Below are 15,709 nucleotides of genomic sequence, written 5' to 3'. Positions count from 1 at the left end.
GTCCGTCAGAGAGCCAGCCCCGTGAGGACCAGAACCCGCTCGTAGGTGTAGTCGTCCATGGCGAAGCGCACGCCCTCGCGGCCCACGCCGGACTGCTTGGCGCCGCCGTACGGCATCTGGTCGGCGCGGTAGGAGGGGACGTCGCCGATGACGACGCCGCCGACCTCCAGGGCGCGGTGGGCGCGGAAGGCCGCCTGGAGGTCGTGGGTGAACACGCCCGCCTGGAGGCCGTACTTGGAGTCGTTGACGGCGGCGAAGGCCTCGGCCTCGCCGGAGACCTTCTGCACGCTGAGCACCGGGCCGAAGACCTCCTCGCGGGCGAGGGTGGTGTCGGCGGGCAGGTCGGTGAGGACCGTCGGGGCGTAGGAGGCACCGTCGCGCTTGCCTCCGGTGAGGAGCTTCGCGCCCGCGTCGACGGCCTCCCGCACCCACGCCTCCACGCGTTCGGCGGCGGCCTCGCTGACCAGCGGGCCGACGTCGGTCGCGTCGTCGTTCGGGTCACCGGTGACCTGGGCCTCGACGGCGGCGACGATGCGGGGCAGCAGACGGTCGTAGACGGCGTCGTCGGCGATGACGCGCTGCACGGAGATGCAGGACTGGCCGCCCTGGTAGTTGGAGAAGGTCGCGATGCGGGTCGCGGCCCGATCCAGGTCCTCGTCGCTCGCCCAGTCGCCGAGGACGACGGCCGCGCCGTTGCCGCCCAGCTCCAGGGTGCAGTGCTTGCGGGGCACCGAGTCCATGATCGCGTAGCCGACGGTCTCCGAGCCGGTGAAGGAGATGACCGGGAGGCGCTCGTCCTGGACGAGGGCGGGCATGCGGTCGTTGGGGACCGGGAGGATGCTCCAGGAGCCGGCGGGCAGCTCGGTCTCGGCGAGCAGTTCGCCGAGGATCAGGCCGGAGAGCGGGGTGGCGGGGGCCGGCTTGAGGATGATGGGGGCGCCGGCCGCGATCGCGGGGGCGATCTTGTGGGCGCAGAGGTTGAGGGGGAAGTTGAAGGGCGCGATGCCGAGGACGACGCCCTTCGGGAAGCGGCGGGTGAGGGCGAGGCGGCCCTGACCGCCGGCGTCCGTGTCGAGACGCTGGGCCTCGCCGCCGTTGAAGCGGCGGGCCTCCTCGGCGGCGAAGCGGAACACGGAGACCGCGCGGCCGACCTCACCGCGGGCCCACTTGATCGGCTTGCCGTTCTCGGCGGAGATGAGGCGGGCGATCTCCTCGGTGCGTTCCACGAGGCGGCGGCTGACGTGGTCGAGCGCGGCGGCGCGGGTGTGGGCGGGGGTGGCGGCGAAGTCCTCGCGGACGGCGTACGCGGCGGCCACGGCCTCTTCGACCTGGGCGTCGGTGGGCAGGCTCACCGTGCCGACGGTGCTGCCGTCCCAGGGGGAGGTGACGTCGAAGCCGGACTCGCCGGTGGCCTGGCGGCCGGCGAGCCAGAAGGCGTGGGTGGAAGTCATTGTCGAGTCCCGGCCCTTCCGCGTTGGGGGTGATGGTGGTGACTGCGGGTGCGGGTCCACGGTAGGGCGGGGTGGGGCGGGGGACGTTTGTCCGGGGTGTAGTGGTGAGGGCGGGGTGTTCGACGTGGTGGCCAGGTGGGGGTGTCAGTCCGGCGCCGTGGCCTTCAGGGCCAGCCACAGCTCCATGCGCACGTCCGGGTCGTCCAGGGAGCGGCCGAGGATCTCCTCCACGCGGCGCATCCGGTAGCGCAGCGTGTGGCGGTGGACGCCGAGGTCGGCGGCGGCCGCGTCCCACTGGCCGTGGCGGGAGAGCCAGGCGCGCAGGGAGGCCACCAGGTCGCCGCGGCCGGTGGCGTCGTGGTCGTGCAGCGCCCGCAGGAGGCCGTCGGCGAAGGCGCGTACCGCGTCGTCGGCGAGGAGCGGCAGGACGGAGCCCGCCGCCAGGTGCTCGTGCTCCACGCAGACGCGGCCGCGCCGGCGGGCCACCGAGAGAGCCTGTTCGGCCTGCTTGTACGCGGCGGACGCGGCGATGGGCCCGGACGGTGCCGACAGACCGACGACCAGGCTCTCCTCGTCGGCGCCCGCGAGGGACTCGGACGCCGGGCGGGCGGCCTCCAGGGCCGACGCGTGCTCGACGCAGGCGGCGACGGCCGCGCCCCCGTCGGTGGCCAGCACCACCAGGCGTTCACCCTGGGGGACGACCAGGACCGCCTCGCCGGCCCGGGCGGCGGCGGACTCCACGACCTCGGTGAGGGTGCCGAGGGGGTCGCCGCCCGGCTCGGCGGCCGGGTCACCGGCGCTCTGCACGACCGTGGAGGCCCTGGTCCTGGCCGCCGGGGACTCGGCGACGGCGATCCGGAACGGCGCGTCCAGCAGGCCGCCGTACAGGTCGCCGGCGACCGTGCGCGCGTGGTCGGGTTCGCCGGCCAGCAGCATGCGCAGTACGGCCCCGTCGATGCGGAGCTCCGCCTCGCGCAGGGAGCGGGAGCGTTCCGTGGTGAGGGTCAGCAGGGCGATGGCGGAGTGGACGGCGTACCGCTCGGCGGTGCCGGGGGCGGCGGCCGTGCCGACGGCGAGCGCCGAACGGGGGCGGCGGGAGGTGCCCAGCGAGTGCAGCTCGACCCGGTCGGCGTTCTCGGGGTGCTCGGCGTTTCCGGTGCCGCCGACGACGGAGGAGGCGGGAGCGGGGCGCTCGCGCAGCCGTCGCACGTCCACGGTGAGCCGCGCCGCCCTGCGGCCCGCCCACTCCGGTGCGGTGGCGACGACGGCGCCCGAGGCGTCGTACAGCGCCGCCCAGCCGTCGACCTGGGCGGCGAGCGCGGCCAGCAGACCCTCCGGGCCGTCGGCCAGGGCCCGCCGGGTCAGCTCGCGCTGGGCGGCGAATCCCGCGGTGACCGCGCGGTACTGGTCGGCGGCGATGGCGGCCGAAACGGCCTTGCTGATGGCGAGGAAGGGGGTGCGGCGCGGTACTTCCAGGAGCGGCAGCCCTTCCTGCCGGGCCGCTTCCACCAGGGCCTGGGGGATGTCGTCGTAGTTGACCCCGACGGCGAATCCCAGGCCCACCACTCCGGCACCGACCAGCCGCTTCACGTACCGGTGCATCACCTCGGGGTCCTCGGCGTCCAGTTTGAGGGCGGTGATCAGCAGCAGCTCCCCGCCCTCCATGTAGGGCACCGGGTCGGCGAGCTCGCTGACGTGGGCCCAGCGCACCGGCACGTCGAGGCGGTCCTCGCCGGCGCGCACGGTCAGCTTGAGCGCCGAGTGGTGGACGAGCGAGGCGAGCGTCGGGGGCATGGGGGCCTTGGCCTTCGGGTCTGCGTCGGGGGCGTGAGGCGGTCGCGGGGTCGGTGTGGAGTCGCTGTGATCTTTTGGCCGCCGCGTATGAACGACCTGTGTCGATCCTGCCTCACTGTACGGTCCCCGGGTGTGCCCGCCCCGGCCCGTGGGGGCTCACCCGTGCAGGTCGACCAGCAGCGGCGGCGCGTGCTCTCCCTTGACGCTGGTCAGCGACAGCACGGCATGCCCGGCCGGCACGGCGTGCGCCAGCTCGGAGGCCGACCAGCGTTCCCGCTCGACCTGGCGGACGGTCACGGCATCCGTGGTCACCGCCTTGCCCGTCACCAGTTTCCGTACGGCGTGGAAGAACCGGGTCATCGGCTGGTCGGCGAAGACCGTGTGCTTGGCGACCTCGGTCGTCTCGACCCACTCGGTGCCCCAGGACTGCGCGAACCGGCTGCCGTCCCAGGTGGAGACGCCGCAGAAGGCCATGCGGCAGCCGACGGCACCGTACAGCGGTCCGTGCAGCGCCTCCGGTACGTCGCCGACGGTGCGCAGAGCGAGCAGCACGCCCGCGTTCTGCGAGCGCAGCCCCTGGATACGGCGCACGGACTGCGGTGTGACTGCGCCCGTCGCGTCGTCCAGGACCAGGCACACGAAGTGCTCCCGCCGGCCCTCCCTGACGACGGCGTGGAACTGCGCGAGGACCAGCCGGGTGATCAGCCGGGCGGCCTCGTCGTGTCCGCGCTCGGGCACGTCGATCCGGACCCGCAGCGGATGGTGGGCGATCGCCCGCAGGGAAAACGGCCGGGCCGTTCCGCCGCCGAAGAAGTCCGCGAACGCCGGCCGGTTCAGCAGCGCCAGCCGGTCGGCCAGTGCCCGGCCCGCGTCACCTGGTGCACCGGTCTGCCGCAGGCGCGCGTCGAGCTCGCGGCGCATGACGTCGTTCCCGCTCGCCGCGAGCGCTTCCCCCAGCCGGGACAGCGCCGTCTCGTCGCCCTCCAGCAGCGCGTGCAGTTCCGGCACGGAGGGAAATCGGCCGTGCACCGCCCGGAACGGGCCCAGCAACTGTGCCAAGACGGTGACGGCGCCCTGCGCTGCGACCGTGTCGAGGTCCCCGACCAGTGCTTCGGCGAGGATCGCAGCCGAGTCGTCCGGATCGTCGGACTCGGCGTACGGGTCCAGGTCGTACACCGAGGACGCGTCACCGAGGCGGATGATCACGTCGAACGCGTCGTCGTCGCACACGGGCGCCCCGGGGGCGGACACCACCACCACGGCGCAGCCCCCGGAGAGCGCCCGCAGCGCGAGCGCCTCGGTCACCGGCTGGACAAGATTGCGGGTCTTGCCCGACCCGGGAGGGCCCACTGCCAGCAGCGAGGTGCCGAGCACCTCCGGGTCGAGGGCCGCCCCGGCGTCCCGGTAGGACGGGGGGGTCTGCTCGACGGCCGACCAGCGGCCGATGCGTACTTGCCCGGTCAGCAGGTCGTGACGGGCGGTCCGGCGCCGCAGGTCCCGGGCGCCGGACGGATGGGTCCAGGCCGCACCGCCCCGGCGCAGCACGGTGTCGCGGAACGCGTCCAGCGTGGCGTCGCGCCGAGCGGCGGCGAAGGCGTGCTCGACGCGCGTGCAGTCGACGTCGTTCATGCTGCCGTGAACGACCTCACCGGTGAGCAGGTCGGCGGCCTCGTACTGGCCGACGTCCCGCAGGGCGGGCCATTCGGAACGCCGGTGCGCGGGCGGCTCCGGGACGTCGGGAGTGCCCCCGTTCCGGCCGGCGGCCAACAGCGTCCGCGCATACGGCAGCCAGCCTCCGAGACGCGCGAACGGCCACAGCACGAGCAGGGTGACGACCGTGTACAGCGTGTCCGTGTACAGGCGAGATGCCATCAGGTCGTAGCTGTCGGTAACCAGCACGGTGAGTGAAAGCAGCGGGTCGACGACCGGGACGGCGGACCACCCGACGACGGGGAAGGCGCCGGGAAAGACGAAGCTGAGGACGACGAGGGCCAGAAGTGCGGCGAACAGGGCGCGGGCGGGCTGAGGCCTGAGGGTCACGTAGTGCCTGACGATGGCCCGCCAACTGCCGAGTACGGCCACCACCACGACGAGCACGGCGAAGATGAGGCCTCCGTAGATCACCCGGGCGTGCTCCCCCGGCGAAACCATCCAGCCTTCGACCTGCTCCTTGGGGTCCGCGACCGTGCCGCCCCACCACCAGTCGTCCGGCGTGAGCAGCCGCAGGGGGGCCATCGGGTACCTGGTGACCCCCTGCTGCCACAGCGACCACGCCAGCATCCCGAGGAGGAGGGGAACCAGCATGCCGACGACCGTCACCGGAGCGATCCGTTGCGAAGTCTGCCTGGGCGGTCGGTAGCCGTACCGCCAGATCCCGGGGCGGGCCCTCGGCCTTTCCGCGTCGAGCCATTCGGCGACGGGCGACGTGGACCGGGGGGCCTGCTCAGGCCTGGGCGGTGCACCCGGTGCCCGCGCAGGCCGTGGCGGCACCGCGGGCGCCTCCGCGGGCATCTCGGGAGGCCCCGCAGGACGCGGTACCGGATTCGCATGCGTGCCCCGCGCGTCCCGGGTCCCGTCGCCGTCCATCGCCCTTGCCCCCTGACCTGCCGCTCCGTCCACCATCAGCGAGCCAATCTAACGCGCTCCCAAGGGGAGTTCACCGCTTACGCGGCCGGGCCCGCGTCGACGTGTCCGCATACCGCCCCTCCCGCCACCTGTCCATGTCGGACAACCGGCCGCTCGGACAACGCCCACATGGAGCATGCCCACCCCACGGCGCCGGTCCTAGCCTGCGAGAAAAGAAGGCAAGCGTTCGTCCGCAAGACCCCAGGAGCCCCCATGACCGCACTTCCGCAGGAGCGCCGCGTCGTCACCGCCATTCCCGGCCCGAAGTCGCAGGAGCTGCAGGCCCGCCGTACGGCCGTGGTCGCGCAGGGTGTGGGCTCCACTCTGCCCGTCTTCGTGGCGCGCGCCGGTGGCGGTGTCATCGAGGACGTCGACGGCAACCGTCTGATCGACTTCGGTTCCGGCATCGCGGTGACCTCCGTCGGCGCCTCCGCCGAGGCCGTCGTGCGCAAGGCGTCCGCGCAGCTCGCCGACTTCACCCACACCTGTTTCATGGTCACGCCGTACGAGGGCTACGTCGCCGTCGCCGAGGCGCTGGCCGAACTGACGCCGGGCGACCACGCCAAGAAGTCGGCGCTGTTCAACAGCGGCGCCGAGGCCGTCGAGAACGCCGTCAAGATCGCGCGTGCGTACACCAAGCGGCCGGCCGTCGTCGTCTTCGACCACGGGTACCACGGCCGGACCAACCTGACGATGGCCCTGACCGCGAAGAACATGCCGTACAAGCACGGCTTCGGCCCCTTCGCCCCCGAGGTCTACCGCGTGCCGGTCGCCTACGGCTACCGCTGGCCGACCGGCGCCGAGAACGCCGGCCCGGAGGCCGCCGCCCAGGCGATCGACCAGATCACCAAGCAGGTCGGCGCGGAGAACGTGGCCGCGATCATCATCGAGCCGGTGCTCGGCGAGGGCGGCTTCATCGAGCCGGCCAAGGGCTTCCTGCCCGCGATCAGCGAGTTCGCCAAGGCCAACGGCATCGTCTTCGTCGCGGACGAGATCCAGTCCGGCTTCTGCCGTACCGGCCAGTGGTTCGCCTGCGAGGACGAGGGCATCGTCCCGGACCTGATCACGACGGCGAAGGGCATCGCGGGCGGCCTGCCGCTGTCCGCCGTCACCGGCCGCGCCGAGATCATGGACGCCGCGCACTCCGGCGGCCTCGGCGGCACCTACGGCGGCAACCCGGTGGCCTGCGCGGGCGCGCTCGGTGCCATCGAGACGATGAAGGAGCTGGACCTCAACGCCAGGGCGAAGAGCATCGAGGCGGTCATGAAGTCCCGCCTGGCCGCCATGGCGGAGAAGTTCGACGTCATCGGCGACGTCCGGGGCCGTGGCGCGATGATCGCGATCGAGCTGGTCAAGGACCGCGGCACCAAGGAGCCGAACCCGGAGGCGACGGCCGCGCTCGCCAAGGCCTGCCACCAGGAGGGGCTGCTGGTCCTGACCTGTGGCACGTACGGCAACGTGCTGCGGTTCCTGCCGCCGCTGGTGATCGGCGAGGACCTGCTGAACGAGGGCCTCGACATCATCGAGCAGGCCTTCGCCGGTATCTGAGCGAGACCGTGCGCGAGGCCGTGCGCGAGACCGGGAGCCGGCCGTGCGCCGGCGCGTGCGCCCAGGCGTGGGCGAGCATCTGGGCGAGGGGTCGAACGCGCATCTGAGCTGGGCTTCGCACGCCTGGCGCAGTGACCGGCAGAGCGTGTGAAGAACGTGTGCGAGGTGGATGTCAGGACGCCGATGTCCCTGTCCTCGGCGCACCCCCTGCCGTAGGTTCTACGCAGATGAGAGATGGACCCGCCCACAGGGGACTGTGGGCGGATCATCAGGACGGGGCCTCCCCAGCTTCGACCTGGTCGTGCCTCGCGCACACAACCGGAACCCGCGGGTTCCGGCTTCCTCACCGATCGGACGGTCGCCCGCCCCAAACCCCCCGGGGCGCGCGACGTTCCGGTCAGGACGGCCGCCTCGGCACTCGGGACGGTGGTTCACCGAAGGGCCGACACACTCCCCCCCCTTGTGTCGGCCCTTCGGTGTTCACTCCCCCGGTTTCAGACCCCTGGATCTTCCCCTGTGATGCGGGCGAGCAGCGCGCGGGCCTCGCCGGTGACCAGGTCCGGGTACCCGTCGGGGTAGCGGGGCGGCCGGTGCGTGCCGCGGCGGACCTCGGTCAGCGCCTCCTCGTAGCGCCCCTCACCGGTCATCGCCTTCAGGCGGGCGAAGGTCTCTCCCCACCGACTGTCCCGTGCCGTTCGTATGGTCGTCACGGGCGGTGAGAATACGTGAGGGCGGAACCTGCGAAGCTGGGCGTCATGCCGGTCTCCGCCCGCTCCCGCGCCCTGCCCGCCCTCCTCGGGCTGCCCGTCCTCCTCTTCGCGCTGGTCACCTGGCAGGTCGTCGCCGACGGCCCGCTGGTCGGGGTGGACGAGCGGCTGAGCGGGGCGTTCGTCCACCCCGACCGGATCTCCGAGCTGCTGTCCGACCTGGGCAATGTGCAGGTGGCCGTGCCGGTCCTGGTCGTGACGCTGGTGTACGCGGCGTGGCACGCGCGCGCCTCGGGTGTCGACCGCTGGTGGGTGCCGCCCCTTGCGGGGGTGGTGGCGATGGCCCTGGTGCCGGCGCTGGTCGCGCCGCTGAAGGAGTGGACCGACCGCCCCGGCACCCCGGCGGTGCCGCCCGCGGTCGGCTACTACCCCTCGGGTCACACCGCCACGGCGGTCGTCGCGTACGGCACGGCGGCGCTGCTGCTGTTCCCGCTCCTGCGCTCGCCCGCCGTACGCCGGACGCTTGTCGTGCTGTGTGCCGTACTGGTGCTGGGCACCTCCTACGGGCTGGTCCGGCGGGGCTACCACTGGCCCCTGGACGTGGTGGCGAGCTGGTGCCTGGGCGTGGTGCTGCTCGCCGGAATCCGGCTGGTGGCCCGCCGGACCCCGGGCGGCGGCCGGACCCCGCCGGGCGTCAGCCGAAGTACGCGTCGAAGTTCTTCTGGAACTGCCAGTTCGAGTAGCGGTCCCAGTTGATCGACCACGTCATCAGGCCGCGCAGGGCGGGCCAGGTGCCGTGGGTCGCGTACGAGCCGCAGTCGGTCTTCTTGGTCAGGCAGTTCAGGACCTTGGTGACCTCGGCCGGGGAGACGTGGCCGTTGCCCGCCTGGGTGGAGGCCGGCATGCCGATGGCGACCTGGTCCGGGCGCAGCGGCGGGAAGACGTTGTTCGCGTCGCCCGCGACCGGGAAGCCGGTGAGCAGCATGTCGGTCATGGCGATGTGGAAGTCGGCGCCGCCCATGGAGTGGTACTGGTTGTCGAGACCCATGATCGGGCCCGAGTTGTAGTCCTGGACGTGCAGCAGGGTCAGGTCGTCGCGCAGGGCGTGGATGACCGGCAGGTAGGCACCGGCGCGCGGGTCCTGGCCGCCCCACTTGCCGGTGCCGTAGTACTGGTAGCCGAGCTGGACGAAGAAGGTCTCGGGCGCCATGGTCAGCACGAAGCCGTCGCCGTACTTGGCCTTCAGGGTCTTCACGGCCGAGATGAGGTTGACGATGACCGGGGTCTTCGGGTTCTTGAAGTCCGTGTCGTCGGCGTTCAGGGAGAGGGAGTGGCCCTCGAAGTCGATGTCGAGGCCGTCCAGGCCGTACTCGTCGATGATCGCGGAGACGGACGAGACGAACTTGTCGCGGGCGGCGGTGGTGGTGAGCTGCACCTGGCCGTTCTGCCCGCCGATGGAGATCAGCACCTTCTTGCCGGCCGCCTGCTTGGCCTTGATCGCGGCCTTGAACTCGGCGTCGCTCTCCACGTTCGGGCACTGGGCGACCGGGCAGCGCTCGAAGCGGATGTCCCCGGAGGTGACCGAGGTGGGCTCGCCGAAGGCCAGGTCGATGACGTCCCAGCTGTCGGGCACGTCGGCCATGCGGGTGTAGCCGGAGCCGTTGGCGAAGCTGGCGTGGAGGTAGCCGACCAGGGCGTGGGCCGGGAGGTCGGAGGAGCCGCCGCCGTCGTCCGGGCGCTGAGCGGTGGTCGCCGTGACCGTGGCCGAACGCGCCGACTCGCCCGCGTCGTTGACCGCCGTGACCTGGAAGGAGTACGCGGTCGAGGGGGTCAGGCCGGACACCGTGGTGGAGGTGCCCGTGACCGTGCCGGCCTTGACGCCGTCGCGGTAGACGGCGTAGCCCGTCGCGCCCGGCACCGGTGACCAGGACAGGGCGACGCTGGAGGAGGTCACCGAGCCGGTCTTCAGGCCGCCGGGGGCCGCCGGGGGCTGCTGCGTCTCGCCGCCGGGGCCGGTGAGGGAGATGTCGTCGGCGTGGTAGGCGCCGGTGCCGTACCAGCCGTGGGTGTAGATGGTGACCTTGGTGGTCGACGGGCCGGTGCGGAACGTGGTGGTCAGCTGCTGCCAGTCGGGGGCGGACTGGGCCCAGGTGGAGACGTCGGTGGTGCCAGTGCCGCTCGCGCCCAGGTAGACGTAGGTGCCCCGGACGTAGCCGGAGAGTGTGTACTGCGAGTCCGGTTTGACGGAGACCGTCTGGGCGCAGCGGGCGTTGTCGGCACCCGCCGGGGTGGCCTTCAGGGCCGCCGTGCCGCCGTGCACGGGCGAGGACACGGTCGTGCCCGCCGTACAGGTCCAGCCGTCGAGGGCGGATTCGAAGCCGCCGTTGCGGGCGAGGTCCGCGTCGGCCGCACGGGCGGCCGACGTGAGCGCGGTCAGACCGGACGCGGCGAGGGCCGCGGCCGTGAGCACCGTGACGAGGGGGCGACGGACCAGGGGTCTGGCGCGTTGTACGCGTGCGCGTTCCACAAGTGCCTCCGGACATGGGGGAGATGGGGAGGGTGGAGCGCGCCCAATTTGGTCCAGACCAATTCTGTTGTCAACCCCTCGCGCATGTCACTCCCGCCGTGCCTCGCCCTCCTCCCCCGCCAGGGCCGCCGCCGCCTCGTGCATCGCCAGCTCCAGCAGCGAGGGGTCGGTGAGGGTGGCGGTGCCGTCCGGCGGGATCAGCCAGCGGGTGCCTCCGGTCGACAGTCCACCGGGGTGGGGCACCACGATCCAGGTGCCGAGCCCGGCGGTCCGGATGCCGGTGCCGACCCAGCGGGCCGCCGTGCCGGGCGGGACGAAGAAGCCCGTGCGCGCGTCGCCGAAGTCGGCGAGCACCGGGCCGGGCTGGTCCAGCACGCGGGAGAGCACGTCCAGGGTGGGGCGGCCGAGCCGGCTCGGCAGGATGAGCACGTCCCAGGCCTTGCCGGCGGGCAGCAGCGCGACGCCCGAGGGGTCGCGCTCCCAGTCCCGGCGGCAGGACGCGGGATCCGGTGCGACGGATGCCAGCCACGCGACCGCCGTCTTCGCACCAGGCATGTGAAACCTCCCTTTCACTCGTCGACGCGGGGTGCGTCACGAGGGAGAGGGAGGTCTCCCGGCTGCATTACGCGGGTTGTCGTGCCTCGTTGGGGTGAACCGGATCACACGCCCGCTCACCGGCGCGGCTCAGCTGTCGAAGCCGAGCCCCAGCCGGTCCATCGTGCGCAGCCACAGGTTGCGCCGGCCGCCCTGTGCGTCCGCGCGGGCCAGCGACCACTTGGTGAGGGCGATACCGGTCCAGGCGAAGGGCTCGGGCGGGAACGGCAGCGGTTTCCTGCGCACCATCTCCAGTTCGGTGCGCTCCGTCCGCTCCCCCGACAGCAGGTCCAGCATCACCTCGGCGCCGAACCGGGTCGCGCCGACGCCCAGGCCTGTGTACCCGGCCGCGTACGCCACCTTCCCCTGGTGGGCGGTGCCGAAGAACGCCGAGAAGCGCGAACACGTGTCGATGGCGCCGCCCCAGGCGTGGGTGAAGCGAACGCCCTCCAGCTGCGGGAAGCAGGTGAAGAAGTGCCCGGCGAGCTTGGCGTAGGTCTCGGGGCGGTCGTCGTACTCGGCGCGCACCCGGCCGCCGTAGGGGTAGACGGCGTCGTAGCCGCCCCACAGGATCCGGTTGTCGGAGGAAAGACGGAAGTAGTGGAACTGGTTGGCGCTGTCCCCGAGACCCTGGCGGTTCTTCCAGCCGACCGAGGCGAGCTGCGCGTCGGTGAGCGGCTCGGTCATCAGGGCGTAGTCGTAGACGGGGACGGTGTACGAGCGAACCCGCCGGACCAGGTTCGGGAAGATGTTGGTGCCGAGCGCGACCGTGCGGGCGCGGACCCCGCCGTAGGGGGTGCGTACGGCCATGCCGGCGCCGTAGGGCTTGAGGGTGAGCGCGGGTGTGTGTTCGTGGACCCGGACGCCGAGGGCGAGACAGGCGCGCTTGAGGCCCCAGGCCAGTTTGGCGGGGTTGACCATCGCCACGCCCCGCCGGTCCCAGAGGCCGGCTCGGAAGGTGGGTGAGTCGACCTGTTCCCGCACGGCGTCGGCGTCCAGGTACTCGATGCCGTCGGCGAGGCCCTTGGCGCGGATCTCCCCGTACCACTCCTCCAGCTCCCGTGCCTGGTAGGGCTCGGTGGCGACGTCGATCTCGCCGGTGCGCTCGAAGTCGCAGTCGAGGCCGTGGCGGGCGACCGCCTCCTCCATGGCGTCGAGGTTGCGGGCGCCCAGTTCCTCCAGCCGGTGGATCTCGTCGGGCCAGCGGGTGAGGCCGTTGGACAGCCCGTGGGTGAGGGAGGCGGCGCAGAATCCGCCGTTGCGGCCGGAGGCGGCCCAGCCCACCTCGCGGCCCTCGATGAGCACCACGTCCCGCCCCGGGTCACGCTCCTTGGCGATCAGCGCGGTCCACAGTCCGCTGTAGCCGCCGCCGACGACCAGCAGGTCGCAGGTCTCGGCGCCGGTGAGAGCGGCCTGTGGACGGGGGCGGCCGGGGTCGTCCAGCCAGTACGGGACAGGCTGGGCGTCGGAAAGTGATGTCGTCCAGTCGTTGCTGCGGCTCATGGCGCCAGGGGCCATGATTTCAACTCCCTACGAAGACGAACTGAGATGCTTTATGCCTTGCGGCGGTTTCGGCGGTTGCCGACGACCATGGAGACCAGGACGAACAGTACGGCGATCACGAACATGGCCGTACCGACGACATTGATCTGAACGGGCGTTCCGCGCTGGGCCGATCCCCACACGAACATGGGGAAGGTGACGGTCGAACCCGCATTGAAGTTGGTGATGATGAAATCGTCGAAGGACAGCGCGAAGGCGAGCAGCGCGCCGGCCGCGATGCCGGGGGCGGCGATCGGCAGCGTGACCCGGACGAAGGTCTGGAAGGGACCGGCGTACAGGTCCTGCGCCGCCTGCTCCAGCCGCGGGTCCATCGACATCACGCGCGCCTTGACGGCCGTCACGACGAAGCTGAGGCAGAACATGATGTGGGCGATCAGGATCGTCCAGAAGCCCAGCTGAGCACCCATGTTGAGGAACAGGGTGAGCAGCGAGGCGGCCATCACGACCTCGGGCATCGCCATCGGCAGGAAGATCAGCGAGTTGATCGCGCCCCGCGCGCGGAAGCGGTAGCGGACCAGCGCGAAGGCGATGGCGGTGCCGAGCGCGGTGGCGCCCAGCGTCGCCCAGAGGGCGATCTGGAGGCTGAGCGAGAGCGAACCGCACAGCCCGGCGACCCCGCACGGGTCCTTCCAGGCGTCCGTGGAGAACTGCTGCCATTCGTAGTTGAAGCGTCCGTTCGGCTTGTTGAACGAGAACACCGTGACGACGACATTGGGCAGCAGGAGATAAGCGAGCGTCAGCAGCCCGGCGATGACGACCACATGGCGCTTGAACCAGTTGACGAAGGCCATTTAAACCAGATCCTCCGTCCCCGACTTGCGGATGTAGAAGGTGACCATGGCGAGAATGGCCGCCATCAGAATGAACGAGAGTGCCGCCGCCGTCGGATAGTCCAGCACCCGCAGGAACTGCGACTGGATCACGTTTCCGATCATTCCGGTGTCGGCCGAGCCCAGCAGGGAGGCGTTGACGTAGTCGCCGGTGGCCGGGATGAAGGTCAGCAGCGTGCCGGAGACGACACCCGGCATCGACAGCGGGAAGGTGACCTTGCGGAAGACCGTGGAGGGCTTCGCGTACAGATCCCCCGCCGCCTCGTGCAGCCGGCCGTCGATGCGCTCCAGGGAGGTGTAGAGCGGCAGGATCATGAAGGGCAGGAAGTTGTACGTCAGACCGCAGACGACCGCGAGCGGGGTGGCCAGCACGCGGTCGCCGGAGGTCCAGCCGAGCCAGCTGGTCACGTCCAGGACGTGCAGCGTGTTCAGGGCGCCGACCACCGGGCCGCCGTCGGCGAGGATCGTCTTCCAGGCCAAGGTGCGGATCAGGAAGCTGGTGAAGAAGGGCGCGATCACCAGGATCATGATCAGGTTCCGCCAGCGGCCCGCGCGGAAGGCGATGAGGTACGCGAGCGGATAGCCGAGCAGCAGGCACAGCACGGTCGCGGAGGCGGCGTAGGCGACCGAGCGCAGGAACTGCGGCCAGTACTCGGACAGCGCGTCCCAGTAGGTCGCGAAGTGCCAGGCGACCTTGTAGCCCTCCTCCAGCGAGCCCGTCTGCACGGAGGTGGAGGCCTGGTAGACCATCGGCGCCGCGAAGAAGACGACCAGCCACAGGATGCCGGGCAGCAGCAGCCAGTACGGCGTCCAGCGGCCGCGTTTGCGCGGGGGCTTCTGCTCCGGCGCGGTCGGGGTCAGCGGCGGTGGCGCCTCGGTGAGGGTGGACATCAGGCGGCCTCGCCCTCGGTGACGCCCGCGTCGATGTCCTGGGCCGCGTCAAGGCCGAAGGTGTGCGCCGGGCTCCAGTGCAGGACGACCTCGGCGCCGGGTGCGAGGCGGGGGTCGCGGTCGATGTTCTGGGCGTAGACCTCGAACTCGGGGCAGGCCGCGCAGTCCACGGCGTACTGGGTGGAGACGCCGATGAAACTGGTGTTGCTGATCCTGCCGGTGATGCGGTTGCGGCCCTCGGGGATGGCGCCCGCGTCGTCCGCGTGGGTAAGGCTGATCTTCTCGGGGCGGACCCCGACCAGGACCTTGCCGCCCGCCTTCGCCGGGGCGGAACACCGGTCGCCGGGCAGCACCAGCTTGTCGCCGGCCGCCTTCACGACGACGTCGTCGCCGCTGCGGGTGTCGACCTCGGCCTCGATGAGGTTGGAGGTGCCGAGGAAGTTGGCGACGAAGGTGGTCCTCGGGTTCTCGTACAGGTCGGCGGGGGCGCCCAGTTGCTCGACGCGGCCCGCGTTCATCACGGCGACCTGGTCGGCCATCGTCATGGCCTCCTCCTGGTCGTGGGTGACGTGCACGAAGGTGATGCCGACCTCGGTCTGGATGCGCTTGAGCTCCAGCTGCATCTGACGGCGCAGCTTGAGGTCGAGGGCGCCGAGGGGCTCGTCCAGGAGCAGCACCTTGGGGTGGTTGATCAGGGCGCGGGCGACCGCGACGCGCTGCTGCTGGCCGCCGGAGAGCTGGTGCGGCCTCTTGCGCGCCTGCTCGCCGAGCTGCACCAGGTCGAGCATCTCCCCGACCTGCTTCTTCACGCTCTTGATGCCGCGCCGGCGCAGGCCGAAGGCGACGTTCTCGTAGATGTCGAGGTGCGGGAAGAGGGCGTAGGACTGGAAGACCGTGTTGACCGGCCGTTTGTAGGGCGGCAGCGCGGTCACGTCCTGGTCGCCGAGGTGGACGGTGCCGCCGCTCGGCTCCTCCAGTCCGGCGATCATGCGCAGGGTCGTGGTCTTGCCGCAGCCGGAGGCACCGAGCAGGGCGAAGAAGGAGCCCTGCGGCACGGTCAGGTCGAGCGGGTGCACGGCGGTGAAGGAGCCGTAGGTCTTGCTGATGCCGGCCAGGCGGACGTCGCCGCCGCCGTCCGTCGCGGCTGTCTGGTTCTTCGTCGTGTTGGTCGTCATCGTC

General features: G+C 71.7%; 12 protein-coding genes. 2 read left to right on the top strand and 10 right to left on the bottom strand.

All coding sequences use genetic code 11. The features are described from left to right. Positions 1-5: 5 nt before the first annotated feature. From AB0P07_RS12705 to AB0P07_RS12695, 3 genes are all read right to left on the bottom strand, one after another. Positions 6-1,451 carry an aldehyde dehydrogenase family protein gene (locus AB0P07_RS12705; protein WP_365549024.1) on the bottom strand — a complete coding sequence of 482 codons (1,446 nt, stop codon included), beginning with the start codon at positions 1,449-1,451 and terminating at the stop codon, positions 6-8. A 144-nt stretch (positions 1,452-1,595) separates the two neighbouring features. Continuing rightward, positions 1,596-3,245 (bottom strand): PucR family transcriptional regulator, encoded by a 1,650-nt coding sequence (locus tag AB0P07_RS12700; RefSeq protein WP_365549021.1) that lies wholly within the window; start codon positions 3,243-3,245, stop codon positions 1,596-1,598. Between the two features lie 156 nt (positions 3,246-3,401). After that, entirely contained in the window at positions 3,402-5,831 is a 2,430-nt protein-coding gene (locus AB0P07_RS12695; protein WP_365549018.1) for an ATP/GTP-binding protein, read from the bottom strand. A gap of 252 nt (positions 5,832-6,083) precedes the next feature. Here AB0P07_RS12695 and gabT point away from each other — a divergent pair, with 252 nt between their 5' ends. Further along, on the top strand, positions 6,084-7,418 hold the full coding sequence (gene gabT / locus AB0P07_RS12690; protein ID WP_365549015.1) for a 4-aminobutyrate--2-oxoglutarate transaminase: 1,335 nt from the start codon (positions 6,084-6,086) through the stop codon (positions 7,416-7,418). 494 nt (positions 7,419-7,912) lie between these two features. Here gabT and AB0P07_RS12685 read toward each other — a convergent pair whose 3' ends face one another. After that, on the bottom strand, positions 7,913-8,128 hold the full coding sequence (locus tag AB0P07_RS12685) for a hypothetical protein (protein ID WP_365549012.1): 216 nt from the start codon (positions 8,126-8,128) through the stop codon (positions 7,913-7,915). A 45-nt stretch (positions 8,129-8,173) separates the two neighbouring features. Between AB0P07_RS12685 and AB0P07_RS12680 the strand changes: the two genes are divergently transcribed. Next, a complete protein-coding gene (locus AB0P07_RS12680) occupies positions 8,174-8,881 on the top strand; it encodes a phosphatase PAP2 family protein (protein ID WP_365549285.1) in 708 nt (235 codons plus the stop codon). On the opposite strand, the gene AB0P07_RS12675 is transcribed toward AB0P07_RS12680, so the two are convergent. The 6 genes from AB0P07_RS12675 to AB0P07_RS12650 form a co-directional block, all read right to left on the bottom strand. After that, positions 8,820-10,652 (bottom strand): glycoside hydrolase family 18 protein, encoded by a 1,833-nt coding sequence (locus AB0P07_RS12675; RefSeq protein ID WP_365549009.1) that lies wholly within the window; start codon positions 10,650-10,652, stop codon positions 8,820-8,822. The two genes, AB0P07_RS12680 and AB0P07_RS12675, sit on opposite strands and share 62 nt — an antisense overlap. A gap of 87 nt (positions 10,653-10,739) precedes the next feature. Then, a complete protein-coding gene (locus AB0P07_RS12670; protein ID WP_365549006.1) occupies positions 10,740-11,207 on the bottom strand; it encodes a hypothetical protein in 468 nt (155 codons plus the stop codon). A 129-nt stretch (positions 11,208-11,336) separates the two neighbouring features. Next, positions 11,337-12,764, bottom strand: a complete 1,428-nt coding sequence (locus tag AB0P07_RS12665; protein ID WP_365549003.1) for an FAD-dependent oxidoreductase — start codon at positions 12,762-12,764, stop codon at positions 11,337-11,339. A gap of 35 nt (positions 12,765-12,799) precedes the next feature. Then, positions 12,800-13,600 (bottom strand): ABC transporter permease, encoded by an 801-nt coding sequence (locus tag AB0P07_RS12660; RefSeq protein ID WP_365549000.1) that lies wholly within the window; start codon positions 13,598-13,600, stop codon positions 12,800-12,802. Continuing rightward, entirely contained in the window at positions 13,601-14,530 is a 930-nt protein-coding gene (locus AB0P07_RS12655) for an ABC transporter permease (protein ID WP_365548998.1), read from the bottom strand. Continuing rightward, entirely contained in the window at positions 14,530-15,705 is a 1,176-nt protein-coding gene (locus AB0P07_RS12650) for an ABC transporter ATP-binding protein (RefSeq protein WP_365549282.1), read from the bottom strand. Before AB0P07_RS12650 ends, AB0P07_RS12655 begins: the two co-directional genes overlap by 1 nt. Positions 15,706-15,709: the final 4 nt, after the last annotated feature.

The organism is Streptomyces sp. NPDC085944, from assembly GCF_040686295.1.
Lineage (GTDB): Bacteria > Actinomycetota > Actinomycetes > Streptomycetales > Streptomycetaceae > Streptomyces > Streptomyces salinarius.
This window is presented reverse-complemented; position numbering and strand designations above follow the sequence as displayed.

Bases quoted from the DNA above. Each gene is read 5' to 3' on its own strand.
- AB0P07_RS12705 (WP_365549024.1), bottom strand. From the start codon at position 1,451: ATGACTTCCACCCACGCCTTCTGGCTCGCCGGCCGCCAGGCCACCGGC.
- AB0P07_RS12695 (WP_365549018.1), bottom strand. From the start codon at position 5,831: ATGGACGGCGACGGGACCCGGGACGCGCGGGGCACGCATGCGAATCCG.
- AB0P07_RS12680 (WP_365549285.1), top strand. From the start codon at position 8,174: ATGCCGGTCTCCGCCCGCTCCCGCGCCCTGCCCGCCCTCCTCGGGCTG.
- AB0P07_RS12700 (WP_365549021.1), bottom strand. From the start codon at position 3,245: ATGCCCCCGACGCTCGCCTCGCTCGTCCACCACTCGGCGCTCAAGCTG.
- AB0P07_RS12660 (WP_365549000.1), bottom strand. From the start codon at position 13,600: ATGGCCTTCGTCAACTGGTTCAAGCGCCATGTGGTCGTCATCGCCGGG.
- AB0P07_RS12650 (WP_365549282.1), bottom strand. From the start codon at position 15,705: ATGACGACCAACACGACGAAGAACCAGACAGCCGCGACGGACGGCGGC.
- AB0P07_RS12670 (WP_365549006.1), bottom strand. From the start codon at position 11,207: ATGCCTGGTGCGAAGACGGCGGTCGCGTGGCTGGCATCCGTCGCACCG.
- AB0P07_RS12655 (WP_365548998.1), bottom strand. From the start codon at position 14,530: ATGTCCACCCTCACCGAGGCGCCACCGCCGCTGACCCCGACCGCGCCG.
- gabT (WP_365549015.1), top strand. From the start codon at position 6,084: ATGACCGCACTTCCGCAGGAGCGCCGCGTCGTCACCGCCATTCCCGGC.
- AB0P07_RS12665 (WP_365549003.1), bottom strand. From the start codon at position 12,764: ATGGCCCCTGGCGCCATGAGCCGCAGCAACGACTGGACGACATCACTT.